At 60.5% G+C, this 26341-nt stretch carries 17 protein-coding genes and 2 pseudogenes; 6 read left to right on the plus strand and 13 right to left on the minus strand.

The genetic code is table 11. The features are described from left to right. Positions 1-16 precede the first annotated feature (16 nt). The 7 genes from ACEN42_RS39305 to ACEN42_RS39335 form a co-directional block, all read right to left on the minus strand. The gene (locus ACEN42_RS39305; protein ID WP_371884471.1) at positions 17-880 is read right to left on the minus strand and encodes a 4Fe-4S dicluster domain-containing protein; all 864 of its coding nucleotides are present in this window, start codon (positions 878-880) and stop codon (positions 17-19) included. Between the two features lie 10 nt (positions 881-890). Next, on the minus strand, positions 891-3869 hold the full coding sequence (locus ACEN42_RS39310; protein WP_371884472.1) for a molybdopterin-dependent oxidoreductase: 2979 nt from the start codon (positions 3867-3869) through the stop codon (positions 891-893). A gap of 251 nt (positions 3870-4120) precedes the next feature. Continuing rightward, positions 4121-4825 (minus strand): OmpW family protein, encoded by a 705-nt coding sequence (locus ACEN42_RS39315; protein WP_371884669.1) that lies wholly within the window; start codon positions 4823-4825, stop codon positions 4121-4123. 525 nt (positions 4826-5350) lie between these two features. Continuing rightward, complete coding sequence (locus tag ACEN42_RS39320; protein ID WP_371884473.1) at positions 5351-7327, minus strand: acyl-CoA synthetase; 1977 nt, start codon at positions 7325-7327, stop codon at positions 5351-5353. Further along, positions 7324-8280: a fumarylacetoacetate hydrolase family protein gene (locus tag ACEN42_RS39325; protein WP_371884474.1), complete on the minus strand. Its 957-nt coding sequence runs from the start codon at positions 8278-8280 to the stop codon at positions 7324-7326. The genes ACEN42_RS39320 and ACEN42_RS39325 overlap by 4 nt, the downstream gene beginning before the upstream one ends. 33 nt (positions 8281-8313) lie before the next feature. Further along, positions 8314-9384, minus strand: a complete 1071-nt coding sequence (locus ACEN42_RS39330) for a VOC family protein (protein ID WP_371884475.1) — start codon at positions 9382-9384, stop codon at positions 8314-8316. A 59-nt stretch (positions 9385-9443) separates the two neighbouring features. Further along, the gene (locus ACEN42_RS39335) at positions 9444-11036 is read right to left on the minus strand and encodes an FAD-dependent monooxygenase (RefSeq protein ID WP_371884476.1); all 1593 of its coding nucleotides are present in this window, start codon (positions 11034-11036) and stop codon (positions 9444-9446) included. Between the two features lie 134 nt (positions 11037-11170). Between ACEN42_RS39335 and ACEN42_RS39340 the strand changes: the two genes are divergently transcribed. Next, positions 11171-11926 carry a TetR/AcrR family transcriptional regulator gene (locus ACEN42_RS39340; RefSeq protein WP_371884477.1) on the plus strand — a complete coding sequence of 252 codons (756 nt, stop codon included), beginning with the start codon at positions 11171-11173 and terminating at the stop codon, positions 11924-11926. A 512-nt stretch (positions 11927-12438) separates the two neighbouring features. Here ACEN42_RS39340 and ACEN42_RS39345 read toward each other — a convergent pair. The 3 genes from ACEN42_RS39345 to ACEN42_RS39355 are packed head-to-tail and all read right to left on the minus strand — an operon-like array spanning position 12439 to position 18163. Next, positions 12439-13902 (minus strand): efflux transporter outer membrane subunit, encoded by a 1464-nt coding sequence (locus ACEN42_RS39345; protein WP_371884478.1) that lies wholly within the window; start codon positions 13900-13902, stop codon positions 12439-12441. A gap of 2 nt (positions 13903-13904) precedes the next feature. Further along, positions 13905-17081, minus strand: a complete 3177-nt coding sequence (locus ACEN42_RS39350) for an efflux RND transporter permease subunit (RefSeq protein WP_371884479.1) — start codon at positions 17079-17081, stop codon at positions 13905-13907. After that, the gene (locus ACEN42_RS39355) at positions 17078-18163 is read right to left on the minus strand and encodes an efflux RND transporter periplasmic adaptor subunit (protein WP_371884670.1); all 1086 of its coding nucleotides are present in this window, start codon (positions 18161-18163) and stop codon (positions 17078-17080) included. Before ACEN42_RS39355 ends, ACEN42_RS39350 begins: the two co-directional genes overlap by 4 nt. A 549-nt stretch (positions 18164-18712) precedes the next feature. On the opposite strand from ACEN42_RS39355, the gene ACEN42_RS39360 reads away from it, so the two are divergent. Further along, on the plus strand, positions 18713-19402 hold the full coding sequence (locus ACEN42_RS39360; RefSeq protein ID WP_371884480.1) for a TetR/AcrR family transcriptional regulator: 690 nt from the start codon (positions 18713-18715) through the stop codon (positions 19400-19402). A 128-nt stretch (positions 19403-19530) separates the two neighbouring features. Here ACEN42_RS39360 and ACEN42_RS39365 read toward each other — a convergent pair whose 3' ends face one another. After that, entirely contained in the window at positions 19531-20586 is a 1056-nt protein-coding gene (locus tag ACEN42_RS39365; RefSeq protein WP_371884481.1) for an AI-2E family transporter, read from the minus strand. Positions 20587-21456: 870 nt separating this feature from the next. On the opposite strand from ACEN42_RS39365, the gene ACEN42_RS39370 reads away from it, so the two are divergent. The 4 genes and pseudogenes from ACEN42_RS39370 to ACEN42_RS39385 form a co-directional block, all read left to right on the plus strand. Further along, positions 21457-21744: an EF-hand domain-containing protein gene (locus ACEN42_RS39370; protein WP_371884482.1), complete on the plus strand. Its 288-nt coding sequence runs from the start codon at positions 21457-21459 to the stop codon at positions 21742-21744. Between the two features lie 129 nt (positions 21745-21873). Further along, positions 21874-22359 (plus strand): annotated as a pseudogene (locus ACEN42_RS39375) (SgcJ/EcaC family oxidoreductase). A 369-nt stretch (positions 22360-22728) separates the two neighbouring features. Continuing rightward, positions 22729-23115, plus strand: coding sequence for an MAPEG family protein (locus ACEN42_RS39380; RefSeq protein WP_371884671.1), 387 nt, complete (start codon positions 22729-22731; stop codon positions 23113-23115). A gap of 370 nt (positions 23116-23485) precedes the next feature. After that, positions 23486-24100: pseudogene (locus ACEN42_RS39385) on the plus strand (zinc-binding dehydrogenase); the annotation flags it as partial. Positions 24101-24145: 45 nt separating this feature from the next. Here ACEN42_RS39385 and ACEN42_RS39390 read toward each other — a convergent pair. Beyond that, positions 24146-25360 carry an MFS transporter gene (locus tag ACEN42_RS39390; protein ID WP_371884483.1) on the minus strand — a complete coding sequence of 405 codons (1215 nt, stop codon included), beginning with the start codon at positions 25358-25360 and terminating at the stop codon, positions 24146-24148. 69 nt (positions 25361-25429) lie between these two features. Beyond that, a complete protein-coding gene (locus ACEN42_RS39395; RefSeq protein WP_371884484.1) occupies positions 25430-26341 on the minus strand; it encodes a LysR family transcriptional regulator in 912 nt (303 codons plus the stop codon).

Genomic DNA, 26341 nt, shown 5'->3' on the forward strand with positions numbered 1-26341 from the left:
CAGCGTCGTTGTCCACTCACACGGCCCCGACGGCGTTTGTCGAGCAGACGAGGCCGAGCTCGCCCAGGTAGACGCTCTCCCCCAATTCGCATTCGCGCCAGGTGTTGCCAAGGGTATGACGGATTTCAACTCGGTATTTGCCGCTTCCTTTGGCCAGACCGTCGAACCGGAAATCGCCGAAGGCGTCCGAAACGGTTTCGGCCATCTTCTGACTCCCGACGTATAGGCTAACCGCCGCATCCGCGACACACTCGATCGCGCCTCCGACGTGAGCGCTGACGCTGCCGCCAATAAAACAGGTGTCCCAACGCTCGAGGGCGCTGTACCATACGCGCGGCTTCGTGCCCAGATTCGGCCGCAATACCCTGAGCCCCTCGCGCCGGGCCTTGTCGGCCATTGCGGCATCATCGAGCTTGACCGTCTCGAAAACGTCGGTGGGACATGACTGCTGGCAACGCGGCTGATGCCAGCCTTGATCGAGCAAATGGGCATCGAAAATCCAAGTCTGCGGCAGTTGAAGCTCCTCGTTCCAGACGATCGCTTTGTATGGACAGGACTTCACGATGTCCTTTCTGCCCCGCGCCTTTTCGGGATCGATAATGACGATGCCGTCCGTGCGCTTGCGAATGGCGTCGCCGCCGACCTGCATGCAGGGTGCTTCGTCGCAGTGGTTGCACATGACCGGCAGGTAGGTCGTCCGCACCATGTGCGAGTCGCCCTGCACGCGGCGCAGGATGCGGATAGGGCTGTCGGCGTCGGCCGAAGCGGGCGCCGTGTAACCGGGGAAGTCGTTGCCGACGTGTTCGTCCCGGGCGGCGATGACGCAGTTGTTGCAGTTCTCGCAATGCCCGACCTTGATAACCAGGTTCCACTTGCTCATTTTGTATTCCTCACGCTGCGCGACCGATCATGAACGTGTCGGCATTTTTCCACTTCCCGACCTGCACCAGGCAGGAGTTCGGACTCATACTGCTCGTGCCGGCGGTTTGCGGTCGGTCGGGGGTAAGCATATTCATGCAACCACCGATTTCGACGCGCTCGCCATCGACTTCGACCAGTTTGAATTCGGCGCTCGCTTCGTACGATTTGACTACTCCCGCGCTGACCAACGGCGAAACGTCGGCCGCACAGATCACCGCGCCGCGGTCGTTGTACACCTTGACCAGATTGCGATGGGCAATGCCCCGAATCGCCGCATCGGTCGGACTCAGCCTCAGCAGCCAGAATCGATGCCCTCCAATCAGTGCGCGATGATCGTCCAGGCTGTTGATCGAAGAGTTCTTGCCGTCAGAATGGGTATGGAAGCTGTAACGGCTGTGGGTGGCGATCAACTGCAGTGGATAGCGCTGAGCCAAGTCCGAGCGCAGCCCCTCCCAGGAGGGGAAATAGCGGTTGAGCGCAGGCCGTTCAGGGTTGTCCGCAGTGTTCCGCTTCAGCACCTCGGGCACGAACTCCAGCTTGCCACTCGGCGTTTGCAGGCCCATGCCGAACGTTTCGGCGAACTGGGAGGGCAGCGGATGAGGCTCCTGCAGATCCTTTCGCCTGCCCTCGGCGAACCAACGCATGTCCACCGGATGGCGCAACTCGGGCTTCTCGGGCGGCACGACGAAATAACCCTTGCGACAGAATGCCCGCCACGAAATGTGATCGGGCAAGTCCGACGAGTCGAAGACCCGTTTGACCCAGTCGAGCTCGCCGCATCCTTCGGTGAAAACTCCGCCCAAGCCCAGCCGGGTCAGAATGGCGGTGAAGATGTCGTAGTCCGAGCGGGACTCGCCCAACGGCTCGATGCACTTGTGCTGCAGCGTCACCATGCGATGGTTGACGGTGCCATGCCCGTGGTGGCCGTAGCCGCCCGCATTCGACCATTCGCCGATGTCCCAGCGCTCTAGCGACGTGCATGCAGGAAGAATGATGTCGGCGAACTGAGCCTCACCCTCCATCCAGATCGACTGGTTGACTACGAACTCGATGCTGTTATGCCTATAGGCGTCGGCCCAACGCCCGGAATTCGTCACCGTGCTGAAGGCGGACCCGCCGTATCGGTAGATCATGTGGATCGGCGAATATCCTGGCATCGGGTAGCTGAACGGTGCGAACTGGGCTTCCTGGGACATGCCGTCCCACAAATAGCCCGTAGCGTGGCCGTTTATGATTGCATCGGGCAGTTGCTGCCGCGGGACCATTTGCTTGACCGGATTCATGCTCAGGATGTGCGGCATGCGCTGGTAATTGTTGACCGCGTTGGCGGTCCAGGCCAAATCGCCGGAAATGCCCCCGTCTGCGTAACCGGGAAAATAGAAATGGAGGTCGTGGGGAACGCCGATTTCAAGACAGCCAAAATTGACCCCCGGCTTGCCCCAGCCTTGCATCGCCATCATCATGATCATGCAGCGCGCCCATTGCGCTCCCGTCGCGCCACGTCCAGCACCGCCGAATCCGGTGCCGGTCATCCCGACGGCAAGATGAACCTTCTTTTTTCCCCAGCGACGCGCCAACGCTCGGGCGTCCTTGGCGGGCACGCCGGTCTCGCTCTCCTGCCACTCGGGAGTCTTGGGAACGCCGTCAATGTCGCCCAGCAGATAGGCCTTCCATTCGTCGAACCCGGTCGTGCGCGCAGCGACGTAGTCCTTGTCGTATAGGTCCTCCACCGCCCACACGTACATAATCGCCGTGGCCAGGGCAGCATCCGTTTGCGGTCGGATCGGAATCCAGCGTCCGCCCAGCAATTGTGCAGTGGGGTTGCAGTGCGGGTCAATGTGAACGAACTCGATGCCGAGTTCCTTCGCCCATAGACGCCGCGGGGTTCCTTCGAATCCCGCATAGGCCCCGTTGGTGCTTTCAGGATCGCAGGACCAAAAGACGATCATGTCGGCCTCTTTCAGGCAATCTTCGACGCCGCCGTAGCCGGCTGGCACGCCGATACGCATTGAATTGCCGAAGTGATGCATGGCGCCCCAATACCAGCCTTCCCAACTGTCCGGATTCGCCGCGACGCGGGTAAAGCCGATCAAGTTTGCGAAGCGCGTCAGCGCGCTAAGGTAGTAGCCCACATTGCCCCATTGGTGATGGGACGACATCGGGAAGGTGATGGAACCGGGACCGTGAACGCGCTTCTGCCGGTTGATTTCCTTCGCGACAATGTCCAGGGCTTCGTCCCAACCAATTCGGACATAGCCGGACTTTCCCCGGTTCTGAGGATTGCGTTCGCCGGCAGGGTTGAAGTCGACCCGCTTCATGGGATGAAGGATGCGCTTGTCGGAGTAGACGAGCGATTTGAGCGTCAAGGCATGCGGCGCCACCAGGCCACGCCGTGGCGGACTAAAGCGTCGCCCGCGCGCCTCAATCACCCAACTTGGCGCATCGGTGCAGTCCAGCTCGATGGGCGTCACCCGAACAACTCGTCCATCCTTGACGTAGACGAACAGCGGACCGCCGTTGGTGCAAGTGGTGTAGCGGCGGGTGCCGTCGCGCATCGGCGTGCCCATCGGCAGGCCAACAGTCTGCATCATGCTCAGGGTTTGCAACAGCCAGACCACCAGTTCGTCCTCACCCTCGGTGACGACCTTAAAGTTTTTGGCAGCGTGGATGATTTCGCCATGGTCTGGCTTGGGCGAAAGGAACTTCAGAGCCGTGGGCACATCCTTGAAGACCATGCGCACGTCGGGTCTCGGATGCCCGCCGGCTATCGACCGAACTCGTCCGCTCCTGAACTCGATGACGCGTCCAATGCTTTTATCCGCGAGTCCAATCCATGCCACGAGATCGCGCTCCTTCAAGCGATCACGATAGACGGGAAAGCGGCGTGCCGTCAGGTCAAGGATCTTGGGCAAGGCAAAAAGAATGGTCTTGAGGACCTGTCGTTTCATTATTCGTTCCAAAAAGGAAGTTCGCAGTACACGCGCTGGCATGACGGCACTAGCGACCGGTTCGCCGAGGGTGCGAATTAATCGGGCGCCCTGATCATCCCGGGCCGGGACTTAAATGGCCTGAATGCGCTGGCGCCCATTGCAACAGCGTGCGGGCAACGTGTCGTGTAGTCGGCAACAAAGTCGCCGACGGTGCGATGGGCGGAAATGACATATTCCATCTATGTCTTCGCGTTGATGACCTGTACCCGCTAGAACGTGTAGGCGACGTTCACGAAGACGTTCAGCGGATTGAGTCGGAGGGTCGATGTGGAAACGATCTGCGTTCCCTTGGCGGTTTGTCCATATAACGTCAGACGCGTTTTCACCGGAATGTAGCCGACCGAGGTCCCGACGGACCAATGTTTTGTCATCGCATAATTGGCCCCGATCTCGAATACGGGATTCCACGATGAACTGAGATCCGCGTGGGCCGAACCGCCTGGTCCAAGGTTATCAGTGACAAACTGGCTATTCGAAATCCGGACCTGAGTGAACCACGTATAGTTCACGCCAAGACCTATGAATGGACGGAATTTAGATCCGGCTGAAAACAGGTGGTATCGAAGTTCAATGGCGGGCGGTATCGGCTTAGTCGAGCCGAGGTTGCCGTATTTTTGAAGCGTCCCCTCGCCAACCAGATCTACTTTGAGTGGCAGCCCCAACAGCATGGCGACACCAATGTTGTCCGTGACGTAGTACTCAGTGGTAATTCCCACCGTGTCCGTTGAAGTCGGATGCGCCCCGCTGCCGGCTAGCTGCTGATTCACGGCCACGCCACCAATGCTTTCTACCGTGAGTGGCGTTGCGTTGCCCTGGGGCGCGACGTGAAGCCACCCTGTCGCCAGTGTGATGCTCCCGGCCGACTGCGCATTGGCATTGTCCGTGAGCATGGCCGAGCAGATGCAAGCCGCCATCCCCGCGGAGCCGATCGTTCGCCTGTAATCTCTCAAGTGTCTTCTCCTGTCTCGATGCCTGGACTTTTTTTCTGACGCTGCGGACCCGATCCGCTCCACGGCCTTGGGGCGTTGCGTCGCTCTTCATAGTCTTCATCCGACGACAAAGACCAAAATAAATGCAACTACGTAGTAATACTAAGTACGGTCATGTATAGATATCTTCTGAACACTGCTAGCCAACTGCGCTAATATGCGCGCATCGCCGCCCGTTCAGCGGCAGGCGGGAACGCGCGCCACGCGCCGTCGCGGTGCCGGAAGAAAAACAGCCCGACTGCGCCCGACGTTAGCAATAGCTCGATGCGCACATAGTGCTTTTGCCCCGAGCTTGCACGACCGAACCGGGTAACCCGAACTGGCGCCGCCGAAATCGGCCCGAGTCATTTTTCAACCAGCGGCCGCAAGGACCTATCCGATGCAACATCCATTCTCTTCTCCAGCTAGCCGAAGCTTGACCTGCCAAGCGTCTCCAATGCAGTTCACCTGTCAGCGTTGATCTTTCTGTGATGTGTTCGCGACGGCCGAAACCGAAAATGGGAACGGAAAGCGCCCGAGCGCGGAAATTGCCAGTGATTCAAGCGCGGGAGCGGAAAGTTCGACCTGGAGTGACATCCCGTGCAAGTTGTCGTCGACAAGGCTAACGGTTGCACCTGGGACGCCAGCCTGAACGAGCGCCGACGATACCGCGTCCACGGTCTCCCGCCGTTTCAACGCCGGTTTGAAAATCTTGCCGACGCCCGTGAGTGGCATCGCATCAACAATCCGAATACCCTTTGGGACCGCCGCGCGCTCGCTGATCTCGTGACGCAGAAAATCCGCCAATTCCGTCTCGGTTATGGTTACGCCCGGTTTTAGCTGGACGTAGACAACTGGCAACTCGCCCGCGTGCATGTCGGGCCGCCCTACCGCTGCCGCGATCTGGACTGCGGGATGGCGATGCAGTGGTTCCTCAATTGCTGCCGGGTCAATGTTGTGTCCGCCCCGGATAATCAGTTCCTTCTTTCGGCCAGTAAGCCAAAAGTAACCGTCAGAGTCGCAGCGCCCGAGATCGCCGGTATTGAGCCATCGCCCGCCGTCACCAAGCTCCATCCAGATGCCGCTGTTCTGTTCCTGACGGGTATAGCCAGCGAAGACGTTGGGGCCGGAGACGACGAGCTGACCCACCTCATCCGCGACACAATCCCGCACGTACCGGCCAGATTCATCGATCACGACGGCTTTCATAGCCTGACCGGGAAGACGAAGACCGATCGAACCGACTCGCCGCTCGCCGGCCGGTGGGTTGACGCTGCTCACACAGGTACCCTCCGTCAGACCATAGCCTTCAAGGATTCTTACTCCCGTACGGTGCTGGAATGTGCGGAGCAATTCCACCGGCATGGGTGCGGCGCCGCATAGGCCATATTCGAGCGAACGGATATCGTCTCGGCCTACCGGGACGTCCAGCAGGGAGCCGTAGAGTGTCGGGACCCCGCTGAAGAAGTTGACGCGGTAATGCTCGACGATTGCCCAGAAGTGCTTTACAACGCCCTCGTCCCGATAGCCTTGCGCGGTGCCGAGCACGACATGCGCTCCGCGAGAGAACGCCAATAACCCCGTCACCATCACGGCATTGACGTGAAAGAGCGGCAGACCGCAAAAAAGCGTTTTGCCCGGCCCGATGCTTTCGCCGAGGAACTGCCCTGCGCTCCACGCATTGGCCACCTCGTTGCCGTGCCTGCGCATCGCAATCTTCGGCAGTCCCGTGGTGCCGCCGGTGCAAAAGCAGGACGATACGTCATCGCTGCCGATTGCATGCGTGCTAATGAGTGCCACGCCTGACTCACGTGCGACAGCGGTGCTGAAATCGTGGATCTGGATGTGCGAAGGAACCGCGCTACGCACACCGCCGTCCCCATACAGCCGTGAGCACTCGCCGCGCTGAAGCATCCGCGCCACGAGTTGCTTGTCGTCTGGCATTCGGTCGGCCAGGTTGACGAGCACCAGATCTTGTAGAGCGGGAACCTTGTCCAACACTGATTGAACTTTTTGCCAGAGGTCGACCCCGGGATACGGCGCCAGCGTGACAAGTACACTGGCGCCCGAGGCGATGAGCAGTTCGCCAAGCGCCTCACTTTCGAGCAGTGGATTGATCGCGCAGACAATGCCCGCCGCTTCCCCTCCCCAAATCACAAAGTGAGTCTCAGGAAGATTCGGCAAGACATAGGCCACGACCGAGCCACGCTGCACGCCCACGCGCCATAACATGTTTGCCGTGCGCGTTATATCGCGCACCAGCTCGCTATACGTCCAGCATTCGGCGCCCCGGTAGTCGTCGACCGTTGCGAAGAACGAAAGCGCCGGCGCCGATGGATTGATGGCGGCGCCCCGGCAGATCATCTCGTAGGTGCTTGACGGTAGCTTTTCCGATGGCTCGAGCGTTTCGATGCGAAGGACGTCCTCGATGTTTGCGACGCCGTTCATGCTGTCGCTTCCACAATGACGTTATGCTGCACCCCCAGGTTGATCGAGCCGTCGTAGCTAGCGATACGCGCTTCGACAACGTCGCCCATCTGCAGGTACTGAGGTCTTTCCTCCTGCATATTCAGGAAGAGCCGCCATTTTTCGGCATCAGGCAACTGCGCCGCGGCGCGTTGCTTTTCCGGCGACGGTATGCTGAGAGCACAGCCGGAGGGCGTGCCCGTCGCGAGCAGGTCCCCTGCTTGCAAATCGTGTATGCCGGAGAGCTCCGTCAAGGTCTCCGCCGGCCCATAGACGAGACCCGCAGTGGAGTCGTTCTGACGGACGGTACAGTTTACGGTCAGGGTCAGCACGAGTTCCTTCAGCTTCGGGAAATCTTGTCTCTCCAGCAGACAGAGGTAAGGACCGACCGGGCCAAAGGTGCGATAGCTTTTGCCTTTGTAAAACTGCATCTGCGGAATCTGGATGTCGCGCGCGGAATAGTCGTTGACGATGACGGCGCCGGCAAGGTATTCGTGCAGGTTCTCCTCCGTGACGGTCTCGCGGGAGGTGATGTCGCGTTTCAGGACAAGACCGAGTTCAATCTCATAGTCAAGAAACCGTACCTCCTTAGGCTTTACCACGGTCGAGTCGGCAGGAACGATGCAACTCGTCGCCTTCGTGAAGATCATATTGAACTTCTTCACATCCGGATCCATGCCGGACTCGATCATATGTTGACGATAATTCGCGCCCTGGCAGATGAACTGCTGATTGGCGGTCACGGGCGACAGCCATTGCACCTCCGATTCGGGGATCGTCGGACCGCTCAGACCGAGCAGCCGTTCAACTGGATTGGCCTCGACAAAGTCGGCAGTTGATTTGAACTCGCCCGCAATCGGGGTGATAGCGCCGTCGGCAACAATGCCCCACTGGTCTCGCTCATGATGCCTGTAATGAAGAACATGAAGTGCCATTGACAGATCTCCCTAATCGATGAATGAGTTGGTTCAGGCAAAAAGCTTCGCAAGCTTGCGCAGCTTGCTCAGCGTCAGGTCGGGACTGCGGCGCAGGTTTCTGAAGAGCGCCACAATACTCGCGGGCGTGAATCTGGGTTTTGTGAAGCTGCGGGGCATCGTCGGTCCCCATTGCGCCATCGCCTCGCGGCTGACGGCATGGACGCCTGTTGGCACATCAGCCGTAAATAGATCACCGTCGCAATAGTGCTCATGCTTGTCGCCCCACGGGTCCTGCCAGTAGTCAAAAATCTGGCTGCCCAGAATATGGCGGCCAATTCCCCACGCGTGCGTCCAGCCGCCGTCGCGCAGGACGCGCTGGCCCATGCCGACCGCGTCGGCGTCAACGACTTCGAAGGCGCTATGGCTGTAGGCCGCCGCAAAGCCTTGAGCAAGCGCGAGCGTGTGGTGGTCGACCGGTTTCGCCCCAAGATCGAGCCGCATGAAGGCGACGACGGGCGAGCCATCGGGAAGCACCTGAACATCGCTGGGGATAAAGCCGAAATGCTGCGCGTACCACGCGCAGGTTTCCTGATAATCGGCGACTTCAAGCACGACATGCCCCAGCCGGATAATTTCTGGCGCACGCTCGGGCGGGCGCTGCGTCCCGTTAATGCGGACCGCCGCGTCCACGGAGTTGAACGACAGTGCCGATCGGTGGGACAACTTCGGAGCTGTCGCCTGGCCCCATATCGCATCGACGCGAAAGCCCGAAGGATCAGTCAGCCGTACCGTGTAGCCGCCCCCGGGCAGGTGCGACCGTTCAACCCCCGAGGCGCCAGGCAGTTTGGCAAGTGCATCGAGATCCGCCCTGTTGTCGACTTTCAGTCCGAAGCCAACGAACCGGGATTTCGGCGCTTTTCTGACGACGTAGCAGAAGTGCGAAGCCGCTGTTCCGCGCAGAAGGACGATCGAATCGCCGCGCATTATTGTTTGAAGGCCAAAATCATTGAGAAAGTGTTCCGCTTTCTCAAGATCGGGCCGTTCAAATATCAAATATGCTAAGGCCGATGCTTTCGTAGTGGGATCAGGATGTCGCGCCGGCTGTGCAGTGGTCAAATTCATTGGCGTCGAAGGTTCACGTAGTGGGGTAACGGTTTCATGGCGGCAGGCGCGCGTCGCGTTTAATGCAGGACCCAGCAGTGCTGGCCTAGCAACGAAAGACTTTCGCGCACGAGCCGTGAAGCATCGGTTGCTGGTCCATCGTGGATCACGGTCCTGTCGGGCCGCACAACGGCAGCCCATCCGAGTGGGAGTCGTGCAAAGAACGCATCGTCGAGGTCCTCCCAGCTCTCATGCCGGCTCAGATGTCGCCGCAGTCCGCGGCGTGCAATCTGCACATAGCTTCCGCCGGCGCGCACAAAAGCGGCGGCCGCAGCACGATCCAGTGAGCCTCTTGCATCGGTGCCAAATCCAAGCAGCACCAGTCCCTGCCCGAGCACGTCGTCGCTTAGGCATGTCTTGCCGTCCGAACCTCGTATCCGCCCCTGCGCAATGACGGCGCCCCGGACAAGTTTTGTCGGTGAGCGGCCTTTTACATACAGCCCTTTTTTCAGAGCGCTTTTCGGCTCGGTCTGTAATCCGTCAATCGCTGTGCACAGCCGAGACTTCACTCGTGACAATTGCATCAGCCAGTGTGGCAACAGGGCGATGCCGCTATTGCGCGGCATGACGAGCTTTTCGATGAACCTCGTGAGCTTTATCGTCGCTCCCTCGCGAGGCCGCCTCTCTTGCTCGTAAGTGTCGAGAATGCGTGAATCCGCGCGGCCTTGAATCACCCACGCGAGCTTCCAGGACAAGTTGGCTGCATCCCGCAGGCCTTCGACGAGTTCGGTGCCGAGGGATGGGTACGTGATATTGGCGGCGTCACCTGCGAGAAAGACACGTCCTTCACACAATCCATCGCCGCTTCGCTCGTTGAAGCGATCGACAGCGCTGCGTCTGATCGTCGCGTCTGCCGAGTCATCCAATGAAGCGAGCGACTCGAACGAGCAGACCTGATCGGGCACGGCTACGTATCGACTTGTTTGACGGGGATCGCCGATACGCTCGACATAATCGATTCGGCGTGAAGCAACCCGCGTGTCGACGTCGGGCTGACTCTTTGCCAACGTCTTGCCCGTGAGGAGTGCCTTGACGAGCGAGTTCGCCCCGTCCGCCCCGACCAGATATCTGGCACAAAGCACATGCGTGCGCCCGTGCCCCAGGTCGAGCGTCGCGACGACGCGATCCCGGTCCTGCGTGAACCGTGCGAGGCCGACGCCCAGCGCAACATGAGCCCGCTCATAGCGCCTCAGTCGGGTGCGCAGGCAACGCTCAAGCTCCGACTGACAGAGCGTGACGCGCTCAGATCCACCGTCGATTCCGCCCAGCAAATTAGCCTCGGAAGTTTGTCCAAGCTTGGGCATCAAGCGAATCCGCGGGGTGCCAGCAATGGCGACCGTCTCGAGATCGCGCTCGCCGATGCCCGCAAGCTGAAGGATGCGTAGCGCTTCAGAATCCAGTGCGATCGCACGAGACGCCATGAAGGCTTTCGTCGACTTGTCGACCACCATCACATGCACGCCGTGTCGTGCCAGCAGATTGGCAATCGTTGCGCCGATCGGTCCGCAACCGACCAATAGGACATCCACCGCTTGCGGAAGCACATCAACCGATGAACGAACCGGGCCGTGCCGGACGGACGTCGCGGCACCGCTTACTGTTGCTGTCTCCACAGTCCCTCCAACTTTTGTGAGTTGAATCGGCCTTCGGGGGGCGCCGTTTTATGACATTAAACTCATCGTTGATCGTTTTGTCAATATAGAGACTTGCATCTATACTGGTACGAGATCAAAACCCTGGACTGACCATGCCGAACACTGCAAATCGCCGGACCGCAAAGCGACCCGCCCAGGCCGCGCCAGTCTCCCCGGTTGCCGTCCCCGAAGAACGGGAGCCGCGCGGCGCGCGTCGAAAGCGCGAGACGCGAGCCCGTCTGCTCGATGCAGCCCTCAAACTGATGGCCGAAAAGGGCATGGAGGGCGTGGCGATCAATGAAATAACCGAAGCCGCGGATGTCGGCTTCGGCTCGTTCTACAACCACTTCGATTCAAAGGAGGCGATTTACGCGACCCTTGTCGACAGTGTGTTCGAGGAGTTTGCGAACATGCTGGATCGCCTCGGCAGTGGGCTTTCCGACCCAGCCGAAGTGATCGCCGTGGCCGTGCGTCATACGGTCCTTCGGGCCCGGCACGACCCTGTGTGGGGGCGCTTTCTGATACGTGAAGGGTTTTCAGCGCGAGCAACGAGCCGCGGACTGGGTCAACGGCTGCTGCGCGACATCGGCAATGGCATTGCCGCGAAGCGCTTCGTGGTCGCCGACCCGTTCATCGGATTTCTTGCGGTGGGCGGCACTGTCCTCTCGGTGATTGCCGCCGAGCTGAACTATGTTGCGCCAGGCGCACCCGCGGCAGGCGTTCTCGAGGAGCTCGGCTTTAGCGGCGAACATCTCCCTGAGCGCACGGCCGCGACGCTGCTCCAGACACTCGGGCTCAAGCGCGCGGAGGCGGAGAAAATTGCGGTGCGTCCTCTTCCCGTTGTAGAAGAGACCGTTGAAGCAAATTGAAGCTGGAACGCGATGACGGTACCCCAGGAACCGTCGCCGTCGCGGCACAGTGATGATGGCGTACCGCGCTTGCTGCTCGTTGTCGGGATTATTTTGCTCTGGGTTGAAAATTGTCCCCGGCAGACACTTGGACCGGCAAGGCAAGCGAAGACCAGGATGGGAGCGGTCTGCTTTCGGCTCTGCAGACAAGCGCTTCGCTGTTGGCCCTTTCTCCAACCTCTCAACGCTGGCCGGACCAGCGCGGGTTCGATTGCAATCTCCAACCGACGACGAGACACGGGCTCATTGCGCAGAGCCCGAGTCCGGGCACGACGCCGCTGGCTTTCTCTATACCCGAAACCGACCAGAGTGACGATTCATCGCTATCCGACGCAGGCCATACACCGTTTGCATCATTATGTTTACCGGGCACGTTCGTCATTCGAATACCTGTTACCTGTGGCACGCGCCATGCCTCCCGAACGAAAGCCGCGACCTCGCAGCCTCCCACCCCCTGCCTCACCGGCTCGCGATCATTGTGTTGACGCTGCCTGCGGTTGACCGCCCGGCATTTCACCCATTGCCTGGAACAGTGCTGTCGTATCACTCATGCGTTGGCTTGTTGCGCGCACGGCCCCGATCTGTGCATTGAGAAATCGCTGCTCGCTGGCCTGCTCTGCAGTTGAAGGCAGCGAGCCCAGGCGCTTGCGCGATGCAGTGTCATCGAATGCCGCGCGCGCTGCCTCAGCCCCCGCTTCAGTCGATGCGGCTGTCTGCGCGTCGTTATCCAATGCGGCCAATGAGTCCGCGACGTCCTGAAATGCCGATAGCACCGTCGATTTGTAGTGCAGGACTGCCGCATCGTAAGCGTCGATCGACGCGCGGCGTTGCGCGAACAGCGCGCCACCGTGGAAGATCGGCTGCGACAGGCTCGCACCGATAGCCCACAGCCCACCCGCTCCCGAGAGGACCGTCGGCCAGCTAAAGCCGCCGCGTCCCATCGAGGCCGTCAGTGACAGACTCGGAAAGAGTTGGGCGGTTGCAGCCCCAACTTCAGCGGCAGCGGCCTTCAACGCCGCGTCGGCTGCTTGAATGTCGGGACGCGAACGCAGGAAATCCGACGGCACGACCACGGGCACATGCTCAGGCAACGACAGGCTCTCGAAGACAGGAACGGTCGGCGCCTGATCGGGCGTGCGGCCCATCAGAACCGCCAGCGCGTGGATAGAGCGCGCGCGCTGCTGACGTAGAGTCGGCAGGGTAGCCGCCAACGAAGCCGCGTCCTGCGTCGACGCGAGCGACTGCGCCCGCGAGACAGAGCCGAGGGCGTACCGCTGCTGGTCCTCGGTCGCGGTCTCGTTGGCCACAGCGACGAGACGCTCAGTAAGCGCTATCTGGCGATCAAGTGCCGCCACACTAATGGTCGTGCCGACAATGTTCGCCGCGAGCGCGCGCCGGGCCGCTTCCAGCTCATACGTCTGCACGTTCACGCGGGCGGCACTTGCCGAGTTCGCGTAACGCGTTTGGCCGAAGAGGTCGAACGTGTAGTGCGCCAGAAACTGCCCGGCGAAAAAGTTATATTGCACCTGCTCCGGGCCGAGCCCAGGCACGACCGGAGAACGCGCGCGTTCGATCTGAGCGGCGCCGTCGATCGAGGGCAGCGTCGACGCGCCGACCTGCGCGCGCAGTTCTTCTTGCGCGGCTGCAAGCGTGCGCTGCGAGGCGGCGAGCGTCGGACTGTTGCGCAGGCCTTCCTCGACGAGCGCATCAAGCGCGTCTGAGCGGTAAAGTCGCCACCATTGCGGCACAGTCGTGGCGCCGATATCGAACCGCTGCGCGACACCACCCACCGAAACCGTCTTGGAAGGCAGCGCTTGGGCGCCGTAGTGATCGGGCGATGGCATGGCAGGCGGCTCGCCGCCGGGGCCGAACGAACAAGCCGTCATCGCAAGGGCCGTTGCCACAGCGAGAACAGACGTCTTATGTTGAGAGATCATGTTCAAACCTCCGTTTGCTCGGCGACGACGACCTGTTCCAGTCCACGCTCGTCGCGCCGAACGCTGAAGCATGTCGCGTACAAGGCGGGCAAAAAGAACACCGTCAGAACGGTGGCGATCGTGATGCCGCCCATCAGTGCGGTCGCCATCGGGCCGAAGAAGCCCGAGCGCAGCAGCGGTATGAGGGCGAGCACAGCGGCGGCCGCCGTCAGCATGATTGGCCTGAAACGCCGCACCGTCGCGCCGATAATTGCGTCGAAACGCCCGTGCCCTGCCGCGATGTCCTGATCGATCTGGTCAACCAGGATGACGGAGTTACGCATGATGATGCCGAACATCGCAATCACGCCAAGTAACGCAACGAAGCCGAAGGGCTTGCCGAACAGGAGCAGCGCGGCCACGACGCCAATCAATCCAAGCGGGGCCGTCAACACGACGATGAGCGTACGCGCGAAGTTCTTGAGCTGGATCATCAGCAGCGTCAGCACGGCGATGATCATGAGCGGCATTTCCGCGTTGATCGATGTTTGACCTTTGACGCTCTCTTCGACCGCGCCACCCGCGTCGATGCGATAGCCCACCGGCATTTTTGCGCGTTGCGTTGCAAGGGCATTTTCGATGTCGTGAGTCACGTCAATGCCCTGCGCGTCGCCGCGCACATCGGCCTGCACGGTGATGGTCGGTTGCCGGTCGCGCTGCCAAATCACGCCGTATTCGAGCGCGTTCCGGACGTGTCCGAGCGAACCGAGCGGTACCGGGCCGTTGGGCGTCGGGATCGCAAGGCCCGTGAGCTTCGCCGGATCCACGCGCTCGCTCTTGGGCGCGCGCAGATCGACGTTGATGAGTTTGTCGCGTTCGCGATACTGCGTCACCGTAAAGCCCGATAGTGTCATCGCGAGGAAGCTGGATACGTCCTCGGACGTCACGCCAAGCTGGCGCGCGCGGTTCTGGTCGATCTCGAACGAGATTGACCGTTCCGCTGGCTCATCCCAATCGAACTGCACATTGCGCGTGCGCGGGTCAGCGCGCACCGTTTCCGCGACCGTGTCCGCAATCGAGCGCACGGTCGCGATGTCGTCGCCGCTCACTCGGAACTTGATCGGGAAGCCGACGGGCGGACCGTTCTCAAGCCGTGCTACACGCGTACGCACGCCGGAAAAATCCTTCTCGAGTTTCGAATCGAGCCATCGCATCAACTCCTCGCGGTTTTCAACGCTTTTGGTCGTGATCACGAACTGGGCGAAGTTGGGTTGCTGGAGCTGCTGGTCGAGCGGCAGATAGAAGCGCGGCGCACCCGTGCCGATGAAGTCGACAAAGTGCTCGATCTCGGATTTGCCTTCGAGGACCTTCTCGAGGCGCTTCGCCTCACGCAGCGTCGCCTCGAACGACGCACCCTCGGGTAGTCGCAGGTCCACGAGCAACTCTGGCCGCTCGGAATTTGGAAAGAACTGCTGCGGCACGCGTGTGAAGGCCATCATCGCGATCGCAAAGAGTGCGGCAGTGACGCCGAGCACAACCCAGCGGCGCACAATACACCACGTGACCCATCCCGACAGTCGCCGGTAGAAGCCAGTGTTATAGATATCCTCTTCGTGATGGTCTGCGCCGCCGGTGCGGCCCTTGCGTTCAGGCAGGATGTGAAAGCCGAGCAGCGGCACCAATACGACGGCCGCGAACCACGAAACGATCAACGAGATCGCCGACACTTCGAAGATCGAGCGCGTGTATTCGCCCGTGCTAGATTTTGCAAGCGCGATAGGGAGGAAGCCGCACACCGTGACGAGCGTGCCCGTCAGCATCGGGAATGCCGTGCTTGTATAGGCAAAGGCGGCCGCGCGCATGCGACTCCAGCCCTGCTCAAGCTTCACCGCCATCATTTCGACGGCGATGATCGCATCGTCGACGAGCAGCCCCAACGCCAGCACAAGCGTGCCCAGCGAGACTTTGTCCAGGCCGATGCCGAAGATATGCATGCACAGTGCGGTCACAGCCAGCACGATGGGAATCGTGATTACGACAACCATGCCTGTGCGCAGGCCGAGCGAAACGAGGCTCACGACCAGTACGATCGCGACCGCCTCACCAACCGACCTCACAAACTCATCCACCGAATGCTTGACCGCATGCGGCATGCTGGAGACCGGCGCCAGCTTGAGACCCGCGGGTAGCGTTGCCTGCAGTTCAGCCGCTTTCGCGTCAAGCGCCTTGCCGAGATCGATCACGTCACCGCCCTTTTGCATCGTCACGCCAATGCCAAGCACCGCCTGGCCACCGACGCGCATCTGGGTCACCGGCGGATCGTCGTAGCCACGCGTGACCTTCGCGATATCGCCGAGGCGGAACGTCCGCTTGTTCACGGTGATCAGCATGTCCGCGAGCGCCTGCAGGTCCTTGAACGCACCGCTCGGCCGCACGAACACCCGGTCGTCCGCGGTCATGATGGTGCCGACGGGCGCGACCGTATTTTGTGCGTCGATAGCCTGGGCGAGTTGCTGCGGAGTAATGGCAAGCCGAGTCAGCTCCGCATTCGATACCTCGACGAAGATGCGCTGGTCCGGGTCGCCGAAGTAATCGACCTTTGCCACACCAGGTACACGCAGCAGGACTGTGCGCAGCTTGTCGGCGTAGTCGTGCAGTTGCGCAGGCGAGAAGCCATCGCCTTCCAGCGCATAGATGTTCGTATAGACGTCACCAAATTCGTCGTTGAAGAACGGCCCGACCGTCCCCTTCGGCAACGTCGCCCGGATGTCGCCGACTTTCTTGCGCACCTGATACCAAGTCTCGGGCACTTCCTTGACGGGCGCCGAATCCTTCATCGCGAAGAAGATCATCGACTCACCGGGCCGCGAATAGCTCTTGATGTTGTCGATATAGGGCGCCGCCTGGAGTTGGCGGCCGATCCGGTCGGTGATCTGCTCCTGCACTTCGCGGGCCGTCGCGCCCGGCCAGTAAGACTGGATCACCATCGTGCGGAACGTGAACGGCGGGTCCTCCGATTGCGGAAGATGGGTATAGCCGATCACGCCGAAGAGCGTCGCCAGTCCGATCAGAAAGATCACGAGTTGCTGATGGCGCAATGTCCATGCGGACAGGTTAAATCCACCTTCGCCGGGCTTTTCGGCCTCGGAATGGGGAACCGGCACGCTCGTGGCGGCGGATTCGCTGTCGCGTGCATTCATGACGGGAAATCCTCCGGATGCAGGGGCGGCACCACTTGTACGTGCTGGCCTGCGCTCACGGCGTGTGCGCCCTGCAGCATGACGCGGTCGCCCTCCTTTAGGCCCGATTCGATCGAAACGGTGCGCTCGTCATATCGTTGGACCGTCACAGGGCGCAGTTCGAGGCTGTCGCTGCCGGCGCGCACGACCCAGACCGCGGGACTCTCTCCTCGGTGAAAGAGCGACGTCACCGGCAGCGTGAAAATCTGGCCGGCGGGCGCGTCGCCGACAGCATCGAACGCGACAGCGGCCGTCATGCCGAGGCGCACATCGGGGCTCGGATCGGCCAATGTCAGCTTGACGCGCCAGGTGCGGCTTTCGCGGTCAGCAGCAGGCGATACCTCCCGCACGCGGGCCTCAAAGCTCTTGCCCGGCAGCGCGGGCAGCGTCACGCGGGCCTTGCTGCCCACTGTCAGCGAGTTAAGCGTGCGCTCGGGCGAGTCGCAGACGATGTCCACGTCGCCCGTCCAATCGAGGTGGTAGACGGCTTGCGTTGCCTGAACGTTCTGCCCAGTGTCGACATCTTCCGATGTGATGACCCCGTCATGGTCCGCCGTTAGCGTGGCGTAGCGCAGTTGATCCGTGGCGAGCGCCATCGAAGCTAGCGCCGAATCTCGCTGCGCGAGCGCGGAAGCGTAGGCATTTTGGGTCTGCTCCAGTTGAGCGGGCGGGATCAGGTTGGCCTGCGCCTGCGCCTGGTCACGATCGAGCTGCTGCTTCGCATAGGTGAGCCGATGCTCGGCGGCATCGAGCTGCGCACGCGCGTTAGCAAGGTTATTGCGCAGATCGGTGGGATCGAGCAACGCGACCGTCTGTCCCGCCTTGACCGTATCGCCGATGCGAGCCCGGCGCTCGATAACCTTACCGCCGACGCGAAACGAAAGCGGCGTGGAATATCGCGCCTGCACCTGGGCAGGCAGCGAGGTGCTGGACACGCGCCCGTCTGGGTGAACCGCACGCGCGACGACGGGCTTGAGCTCCGGCGTAACGGCTTCGCGAGGGTGGCATGCGGACAGCAAAATTGCCCCGCAAGCGGCGAGCATGACATGCGCCCGCCGCGGGGATCGTACGAAGGAAGCTAAGAAGAAGCGCGCATGCTTCGGCGCGTCAAGGCCGGTATGTTTCACGATGTTCAAAAGGCAGGTGATGCCCCAAATAAAAGGTTGTGGTGCTGTGGGCACGCGTGCCACCTAGCACGGTTGGCCATCAGCTTCGACACACAGAGAAAATTGCTTGATATCGTAGGTATCCCTACATATATCCTGTGCTTACCGTCGACATATGACCCGTGGGCTATGCGCGCAACCAGCGTCCGAGATGGGTGTCGCATGCATATGCGACCGCGGGACCGGCTGGCCCTCTTCTTTCCGGAACCGAGGCTTACCCTTCGCAAAGTTCTGCACCGGCTTAAACGGCGGTGCCCGGGTCTCCCCCGTCCCGTGCATCTCGCTCTAGTGACATTAGACCCAATACTGATTCTATTGTCAATAATGACGTTTAAATCTATAGTCTGGACGTACAATAATTAAGGAGCCAACGTGGTCAACGGTCCGAATTCGCACGGGAGCCGCCGGCGGGTCCCCAAAGCGTCAATGGAAGCGCGTGAGACCGCCGTTGAATGCTATGCGCGCGCGTCCCGGCGCAAGCGCGAGACGCGCGCCCGTCTTCTCGAGGCTGCATTCGCACTTGTCGCGGAAAAGGGCATCGACGGCGTCACGATCAATGAGATTACTGAGGCGGCCGATGTTGGCTTCGGGTCGTTTTACAATCACTTCACGTCGAAGGAAGGGATCGTCAACGCGCTCGTCGAATGGCTTTTCGAAGAATTCGCGAAGACACTCGATCGCCTCTCTAGCGAGCTCGCTGACCCAGCGGAAGTGATTTCCGTCTCAGTGCGGCACACGCTCTTGCGGGCCTATCGGGAACCTGTATGGGGCCAACTCTTGATACGCGAAAGCTTGTCACCCCGCGCGCTGAGCAGGGGGCTCGGTCAACGGCTGTTGCGTGATAGCGAGAGAGGAATTTCGGAAAGACGCTTTGTCGTCGCGGACCGGCTCATGTGCGTCATCTCCGTGATTGGCACCGTACTCGCGGGAGTTTCCGCCGAACTGCAGCTGGCAACCTTATCCAAACGAACTGTTCGGGCGCGAAAGGTGCTCCGCTCGCGAGAAGAGAAGTTTGCGCAACGAACCGCGGCGATTGTGTTGCAGGCGTTTGGCCTCACACGCGTCGAGGCCGAGCGGATCGCACGAGGTCCACTGCCCGCCGGCCCGGGCGGTTAAGCCTGGCGATAGCGGCGCGATTCGCGCGGCCTTTTCCGATGGGGCCTCGCGGTCTAATGTTGAGCCGATGAGTTGACGGACAGGCGGGAGAGGCGCTTTGACATTGGATGGGGCGATCGCGATGCAGGTCAACTCGTGTAAAGCGCACTCGCCAGATAGCGGCGGCGCAGTTCCCGCAGTACCGATGCGAGAATTGCGCTGACCGGCAACGCGAGCAGTACGCCGAAGAAGCCGAACACCCGGCCGAAAGCCAGGAGCGCGAATATGACCGCAAGCGGATGAAGGCCGATGCGCTCGCCAACCAGTCTCGGCATCAACACAAAACTCTCGAGCATCTGCCCGACGCCATACACGGCGATTACTATGCCGAGGCCATACCAGTCGCCGAATTGCAATAGTGCCGCGAGGAGCGCAAACACGAAGCCGGTCGCAAAACCCATGTAGGGAACAAATACCGCAAGCGCGCTAAACAGGCCGACGGGCACTGCCATATCCAACCCTGCGATCATCAGTACGGTCGGATAGAACACGGCCAACACTGCAATAACCAGCAGTTGCCCGCGCAGGTACTGCGACATCATGCGATCGATCTCGCCGACGAACTCTCGTGCCTTGCCGACCCAGCGCCGCGGGACGAAGCCTTCGATGCGGGCGAACGCCTCGTGCCTGTCGTAGAGCAGATAGAACAGGACGAGTGGCATCAGCACCGCGTTGCTCACCACATTAATCATTACGTTGCTGCCGGTGCGAAGGTACCGCCCTACGGCAAGCAGCGCGCCGTGCTCATCAGCTTTGAGGCGTCCCGCCAGCACGTCGCGGATATTCGTTACATCGAGCGAAGAATGCACTCCCAAGGCAGCCAGATGCGGTTTTAGCCATCCATCAATTTTTGCAACGATAACTGGAACTTGCCGCACGAGTTCGGGCCCTTCTTTCTCGATTACGACACACATAAGCAGCATCACCAGGGCGACCGACAGAGCGAACAAACAGATCATCGCCAGTGCCGCGAGTCCACGCGGAGTTCGACGGCGCACCAGCCACTCCACGCCAGGTTGCAAGATGTATGCGACGAGGGCGCCAAGCACAAAAGGCGTGAGGACGGCCCGCAGGTTCCACAGCAAGAGGCCAGCGGCTAACGCAACGGCGCCCCAAAACAGAGATTGGCGATGATAAACGGTCATAAGCGCCCCGGTTGGGCGAGGAGTCAAGTAACAGCGCCGTGGCGTCAAGCCATCGACGGAAGCTCCGGCGAACGCAGACGCCAGGCGGCGCACCGGTCGCGGCGGGCCGCATCCATCAGATCAGCGTCGCGCCGCTATCCACGCTGCGGGTGCGCCTATCGTTTCCTTGCCCACGTGGCGGGTCTTGCTGTGTTGCTGGCTTATTGTTGCTGGTCTGCGATGGCCCCCTGGAGTGCCCGGTGATTTCGATCAACCAAGGAGACGCCATTGGATCCGGCGGCGCAGCGATTGGCGGGGCTGGCATCGCAGGAACAATGATCGCGATTACACGCTGCGTGGGCATCACAGTCCTGGAGCAGCCGCAGACCGTCGCAGCGAGCGCGCATGCACACACCGACGTAAAGAAGAAACCAGGTCGTTTCATTTGCGGCACGGTCCTAGAGGATCATTCCGCTTTCGCCGAGAAGTCATCGGACCGATCCCTCGTAGTTAGTAAGGCAGGGCTCGTTGGCAACGCTGCGACTCATCAAAAGCAGCCCCGCAGACAGTCAATAGATGATGATAATATCACTTACGCGCCTATAGTCAATACTGATTTAATCAGCTAGCCGTAGCCGCGATCGCCAGTACGGCGTGCGAGCCGTGCGAGCCGTGCGCCTGCCGTCACGCGGGGCGACTACCCAACAGCCCGAAACGCCATTTATAGTCCAATCTAGGGACTCTCTGCCCTGCTGAACTGCGCGCTCTTTTCCGGACGAAGATGCGCATTCTTCTCTATCTATTGACTATTTTATCAATCTTGAGTTTAATGTCTAAAGCCGTCCCCGACAAGGTCGACTGATGGACAGGACACGACCCAAGGAAACCGAAATGAAGCAAATCAACCTATTAATGTTAGCGGTGCTCACAACCGTGCCCGTCTTCGCGCAAAGCCAAGCGCTGCAGTTGCCCACGCCACCGTCTTTACCGAATAACGACCCCAACGCCAAGTTGACCAAGGAGCAGTTGCGAGTCTTGATGCCGCCGCTTGCTGAGCATTTCGATCAAATCGATACAGCTCATCAAGGCTACGTCACCCCTGCGCAAATCCAGCAATACCTTGGCAAGCAGATGCCGCAGCAGCCGCCGTCGCAATTCCCGCCAAAGATTCCTTCCTGAACTCGACGACATAGCTTGCCAGGCGTGGCCAAGCGGCAATGACTGACTTAGGCCGAAGCCTAAAATCGCGATCGGCTGCGTGTCCCCGACGCCGCGTTGGCGTCTCATTTGAAAGAGCTAAGCGCAATGATGAAGCATATTTTGATCGCCGCCGCAGTTGTTCTCAGCGCAAACGTCGTTGCGAGCGAAGTATACGTACCGAAGGTCTACCATGACATCGCCGCGGCACCGACAGATCAGCGCAACGCAGAAATCGCGTCGCTGTTCGATCGTTGGAATGCGGCCCTCGCAACGGGTAACGCCGACTCCGTGGCCCAGCTGTACGCGCCCGATGCGGTACTCGAACCCACGGTGTCCAATGAAGTCCGCACAACTCCCGCTGGCATCAAAGACTATTTTGTGAAATTTCTGAAGCTGAAGCCGAACGGCACCATCAACCTTCGGGAAATCCGCATGCTGAATGACAGTTCGGCGGTGGACACGGGCGTCTACACGTTCGACTAGACGAAAAGTGGCAGGCACCAAAAGGTGCAGGCTCGCTATACATTTGTGTATAAACGAGTCGATCGTGAATGGAAGATTTTAAATCACCATTCGTCCGCGATGCCGGAGTAAGCCTTCATGGATCAGCGAAGAGTGCTTCCTCAGAGTACGTCTCTTTTAGTGTTCGACGCCTATATTTCGCGATGTTGAAGCCGCTCAAGACGCTCATCGAAGGAAATCTCGGGAGACGGCAAAACTCTAAGAGTTGGCACTTCTCCCGCGTGAAGGGCACGTCCCTTCGCCGTCGCCGAAGCGAGTATCAACGGGTTGCTTGCAAGAAGCACCGCCTTGATGCGGAGCTCCTGGCCCTTATGGACCAGCCGAGAGGCCGGGCTAACACCCTTGCGATTGATTTCGACGGCAGTCGTTGTGCACTGCCCGTTGCAATCGAGGGGACCGACATCCAGCGTTCGTTGTTTTGCGGCAAGGGAGACTGTTCAAATGGACAACGTTGCTCTCGCATGCGTGATCGTTTTAGGGCTGCTCTTGTTCGGCCTCGGAATATCTGTATCGGTGATGCGCTTTCGGACCGGCATCGGCTCAGGCTGCGAGCCGGATCCCACGCATGCGCTACATAAGCTCGTGCGGGCTCATGCCAACACGGCCGAATACGCGCCGTTCCTCGCGTTGCTGTTTTTCTACCTTGGGGCACGAGCGCCTTCGGCGGCGACATTGTCGTTAATCGTCGCGGCGACCGCGTGCCGCTGTTTAGTCGTCGTCGGACTGATCGTGTGCCGAACGATGGCGAAACCCAACCCATTTCGCTTCGTCGGCGCCGTCGGAACTTACATCACCGGCACGGCGCTATGCGCGATGCTGCTGCATTGATCTGCGACCGGTAGATACGACCGCATAACTCGGGGCTCATGGCGAACTGGGGGCCCGGCGACGTCCAACTGGAGCGCGCGACACTGTGTCATGCGTCGTTCCGAGCGGCGCGCCGCAACCACCGCGGGTCGGTTTCCCATTCATCGCGCGCCCAAGGGCGGTCCGCGCGAAGTCTGGATGAAGGAGGTTGAGCAGATAGTTCGTTTCAGCAGGGACGACCGCGCTCGGCACGGCGAGCACCGCGCTCGTTCGCTTCTGCGTCCACGTATTAATAGTTGGCTTCTTTTCGTACGTTTCATCGCGATGGGTAGAAGAAGGTCTGTGCGATGATCATTGCGCGAGCGTGCCGGGCTGAATTTGAGGGAGAGAAGTGTCCATTCCCGAAGAATTCAGCTCCGAAGAAGCCGCGCCGATCCTGTGCGCCGGTATCGCCACGTTCAATGCATTGAAGAAGTGCGGTGCCGAGGCCGGCGACACCGTTGTCATTCTCGGCATCGGTGGGCTCGGCCATATGGCCTTGCAGTACGCCCGACGAATGGGATTTAGGGTCGTCGCCGTCGGTCGCGGCAGTGACATCGCTGACGATGCCCGATCCTTGGGTGCCCATTCATACATCGATGTCAATGAGGAGGACGCCGCTTCGAAACTCGAAAACATGGGCGGAGCCCGCGCGATCGTCTCCACCATCAGCCAGACCGACGCGGTATCGAGCGTGCTCGCCGGGTTGGCGCCTCAGGGCCGCCTTGTCATGCTTGGCGCGGGCAAGGACCCGCTGCCCGTAGCGACGGGCTATTTCGTTGGCGGGGAACGCAGCGTCCTGGGTTCGATCACCGGCTCGCCGCTGGATAACGAGAAAACGCTCGACTTCAGCGTGCTGGCGGGAATCCGCGCGCGAATCGAAGTCATGCCGCTTGAAGATGCGAACAAGGCCTATCAAAGAATGCGCTCGGGCGACGCGAAGTTCCGCATGGTGCTTCGCATGTAGCACTGACCAGCGGCGAAGTCTGCTGCTTCGCCGCCCGTCGCGCGCTCAATTCTGAAGACTGCGTTCACCCCGCATGCGCGTCGACGCGAGTAGCACCATGGTGGCCAGCACCATGGGAACAAAGGTCAGGCGAAGCACCGATTCCCAGCCATACGCAGTCAGAAGGCTACCCGACAGGAAAGAGCCGCATGCCATCGTGCCGAACACGATGAAATCGTTGAACGACTGGACTTTCGCCTTTTCCTCCGGCCGATGGCACTCCAGCAACATCGCCGAGGCGCCGATAAAACCGAAACTCCATCCGACGCCCAGCAGGATGAGCGTGAGATAGAAATGGGCCGTGTCCAATCCATGCAGGCCCGCGGCTGCCGCAAGCGCGATCAGTGCCAGGCCTGCCATCACCACACTGCGCGCGCCGAACCGCGAGATGAGGCGTCCTGTAAAGAAGCCCGGCGCGTACATCGCGATGACGTGCCATTGGATCCCTTGGTTCGACGACGCCTGCGATAGACCGCACATGCGCATCGCGAGTGGCGCGGCGGTCATCAGGAAGTTCATCAGAAGGTAGGAAACGACCGCGCACACGACTGCGACCCCGAAGGTCGGTTGGCGTGCAATCGTCCAGAGAGGCCGGCCCGAGGCGATTTCCTTGGCTGTCGGCGACGGAATACGCACGCCGAGCAGCACGAGTCCGGCGAGCGCCGCGACGGCAGCCTGCGCCACGAAGGTGACCGCGAAGGTGTACGGTGGCCATAGACTCATCGTGAGGGTGACAAGCTGCGGGCCGATCACGCCTGCGAAAACACCGCCCGCCATGACGAACGACAGCGCGCGCGGTCTGAGCTCGGGTCGCACGCAATCGGCCGCTGCGAAACGGAACGAGAGAACGACGGCAGCGTATGCACCTCCGAAGAACATGGCGACGCAAAACAGCCAGAAAGAACCGATAACGACGGCAATTGCGGCCAGAATCCCCACGAGTACGCCGTTCCCGGTGCCGACCAGGAAAGCTGCTCTACGACCGTATCGCTGAGCGATTGCGCCAGCAGGAAGCGACAGCGCTGCCATCCCGACGACGAATATCGAGATGGGCAACGTAGCCAATGCCTGCCGCGGCGCGAGCATGCTTCCAATAATTGCACCGGTCGCGTAGATGACCGTCGAGTTCGCGCCAGCAAGCGCCTGAGCGATCGTCAATCTCGCGACATTGCTTCTCGCAGTCGTAGTCGCGAACGACGAAGTTTCCTGCGTGGCTTCCATGTTCATTCCGCCAAGTCTATCTGTTGTGAAATATCGAGCGACTCTTCGCCGCTGATACACGCTCGCGTTCTAGGCGGCAACGTTATGACCTACACGCACGCCTAACTTTTGTGCAAGGTCCAGAAATCCAGCGATATAGGCGACGTCTTCTTCGCCTCGCCGCACGCCGAGATTGATGCTTTTGTGCAAACCACGCTCGCCTAGTCGCAATGCCCGTATGGGAAGACCCTGGCCCTCCTCCACAACGAGCCAATCTGGAAGAACTGCGATACCGCGCCCCGCCGCCACGAGTTGCAGCATCAGATCGGTTTGTTCGGCCGTCCGGTGGAACTTCGGTTTGCAATGCGCGGGGACCAGAAAGCGCGTGAAGACATCGAGCCTTTCCTTGCTCACCGGGACTGTGATCAGCTCCTCGGTCAGCAGATCCTTTGGCAGAACAAATTCGCGCATCGCGAGCGCGTGGGCCTCCGGCACCACCAACACGAGTTCGTAGTCGATCACTGGAAAGAAGGCGACGTCGGTCACGTCAATGGGATCGGGCGTGATCAGCACGTCGATCTGGAATCCGAGGAGTGCTGCCACGCCATCGAAGCGAAACGCCGTTCGAACGTCAAAGTCGACGTCCGGCCACGCCGCAAGGTAATGCGGCGTGAGCCGGCTAAGCCACTTCTGGCACGGATGGCACTCCATCCCGACCCGCAACACGCCGCGGCGGCCTTCGGCGAAATCAGCGAGCGTTCGCTCGGCGTGCTCCATCTGGGGAAGTACACGCTCGGCCAGCGCGGCGAGATATTCGCCCGCCTGCGTAAAACGCAAGCCGCGCCCCTGCTTGGTCCACAACTTGACGCCATGCCGTTCCTCGAATTTGCGGACCATATGCGAAAGCGCCGACTGCGTGACGCAGAGCCTTTCTGCTGCCGCCGTCACACTGCCGAGACGCTCAACTTCCTTGACGATCGAGAGGTACTGGAGGTCTAGCAT

It is taken from the genome of Caballeronia sp. S22 (assembly GCF_964261745.1).
Lineage (GTDB): Bacteria > Pseudomonadota > Gammaproteobacteria > Burkholderiales > Burkholderiaceae > Caballeronia > Caballeronia jiangsuensis.

What these genes read in the sequence shown, in the direction of transcription:
- ACEN42_RS39355 (WP_371884670.1), bottom strand. Translation starts at nt 18,163, where the DNA reads ATGCTCGCCGCTTGCGGGGCAATTTTGCTGTCCGCATGCCACCCTCGC.
- ACEN42_RS39325 (WP_371884474.1), bottom strand. Translation starts at nt 8,280, where the DNA reads ATGGCACTTCATGTTCTTCATTACAGGCATCATGAGCGAGACCAGTGG.
- ACEN42_RS39380 (WP_371884671.1), top strand. Translation starts at nt 22,729, where the DNA reads ATGGACAACGTTGCTCTCGCATGCGTGATCGTTTTAGGGCTGCTCTTG.
- ACEN42_RS39370 (WP_371884482.1), top strand. Translation starts at nt 21,457, where the DNA reads ATGAAGCAAATCAACCTATTAATGTTAGCGGTGCTCACAACCGTGCCC.
- ACEN42_RS39360 (WP_371884480.1), top strand. Translation starts at nt 18,713, where the DNA reads ATGGAAGCGCGTGAGACCGCCGTTGAATGCTATGCGCGCGCGTCCCGG.
- ACEN42_RS39315 (WP_371884669.1), bottom strand. Translation starts at nt 4,825, where the DNA reads ATGGCGGCTTGCATCTGCTCGGCCATGCTCACGGACAATGCCAATGCG.
- ACEN42_RS39395 (WP_371884484.1), bottom strand. Translation starts at nt 26,341, where the DNA reads ATGCTAGACCTCCAGTACCTCTCGATCGTCAAGGAAGTTGAGCGTCTC.
- ACEN42_RS39390 (WP_371884483.1), bottom strand. Translation starts at nt 25,360, where the DNA reads ATGGAAGCCACGCAGGAAACTTCGTCGTTCGCGACTACGACTGCGAGA.
- ACEN42_RS39310 (WP_371884472.1), bottom strand. Translation starts at nt 3,869, where the DNA reads ATGAAACGACAGGTCCTCAAGACCATTCTTTTTGCCTTGCCCAAGATC.
- ACEN42_RS39320 (WP_371884473.1), bottom strand. Translation starts at nt 7,327, where the DNA reads ATGAACGGCGTCGCAAACATCGAGGACGTCCTTCGCATCGAAACGCTC.
- ACEN42_RS39345 (WP_371884478.1), bottom strand. Translation starts at nt 13,902, where the DNA reads ATGATCTCTCAACATAAGACGTCTGTTCTCGCTGTGGCAACGGCCCTT.
- ACEN42_RS39350 (WP_371884479.1), bottom strand. Translation starts at nt 17,081, where the DNA reads ATGAATGCACGCGACAGCGAATCCGCCGCCACGAGCGTGCCGGTTCCC.
- ACEN42_RS39365 (WP_371884481.1), bottom strand. Translation starts at nt 20,586, where the DNA reads ATGACCGTTTATCATCGCCAATCTCTGTTTTGGGGCGCCGTTGCGTTA.
- ACEN42_RS39330 (WP_371884475.1), bottom strand. Translation starts at nt 9,384, where the DNA reads ATGAATTTGACCACTGCACAGCCGGCGCGACATCCTGATCCCACTACG.
- ACEN42_RS39305 (WP_371884471.1), bottom strand. Translation starts at nt 880, where the DNA reads ATGAGCAAGTGGAACCTGGTTATCAAGGTCGGGCATTGCGAGAACTGC.
- ACEN42_RS39340 (WP_371884477.1), top strand. Translation starts at nt 11,171, where the DNA reads ATGCCGAACACTGCAAATCGCCGGACCGCAAAGCGACCCGCCCAGGCC.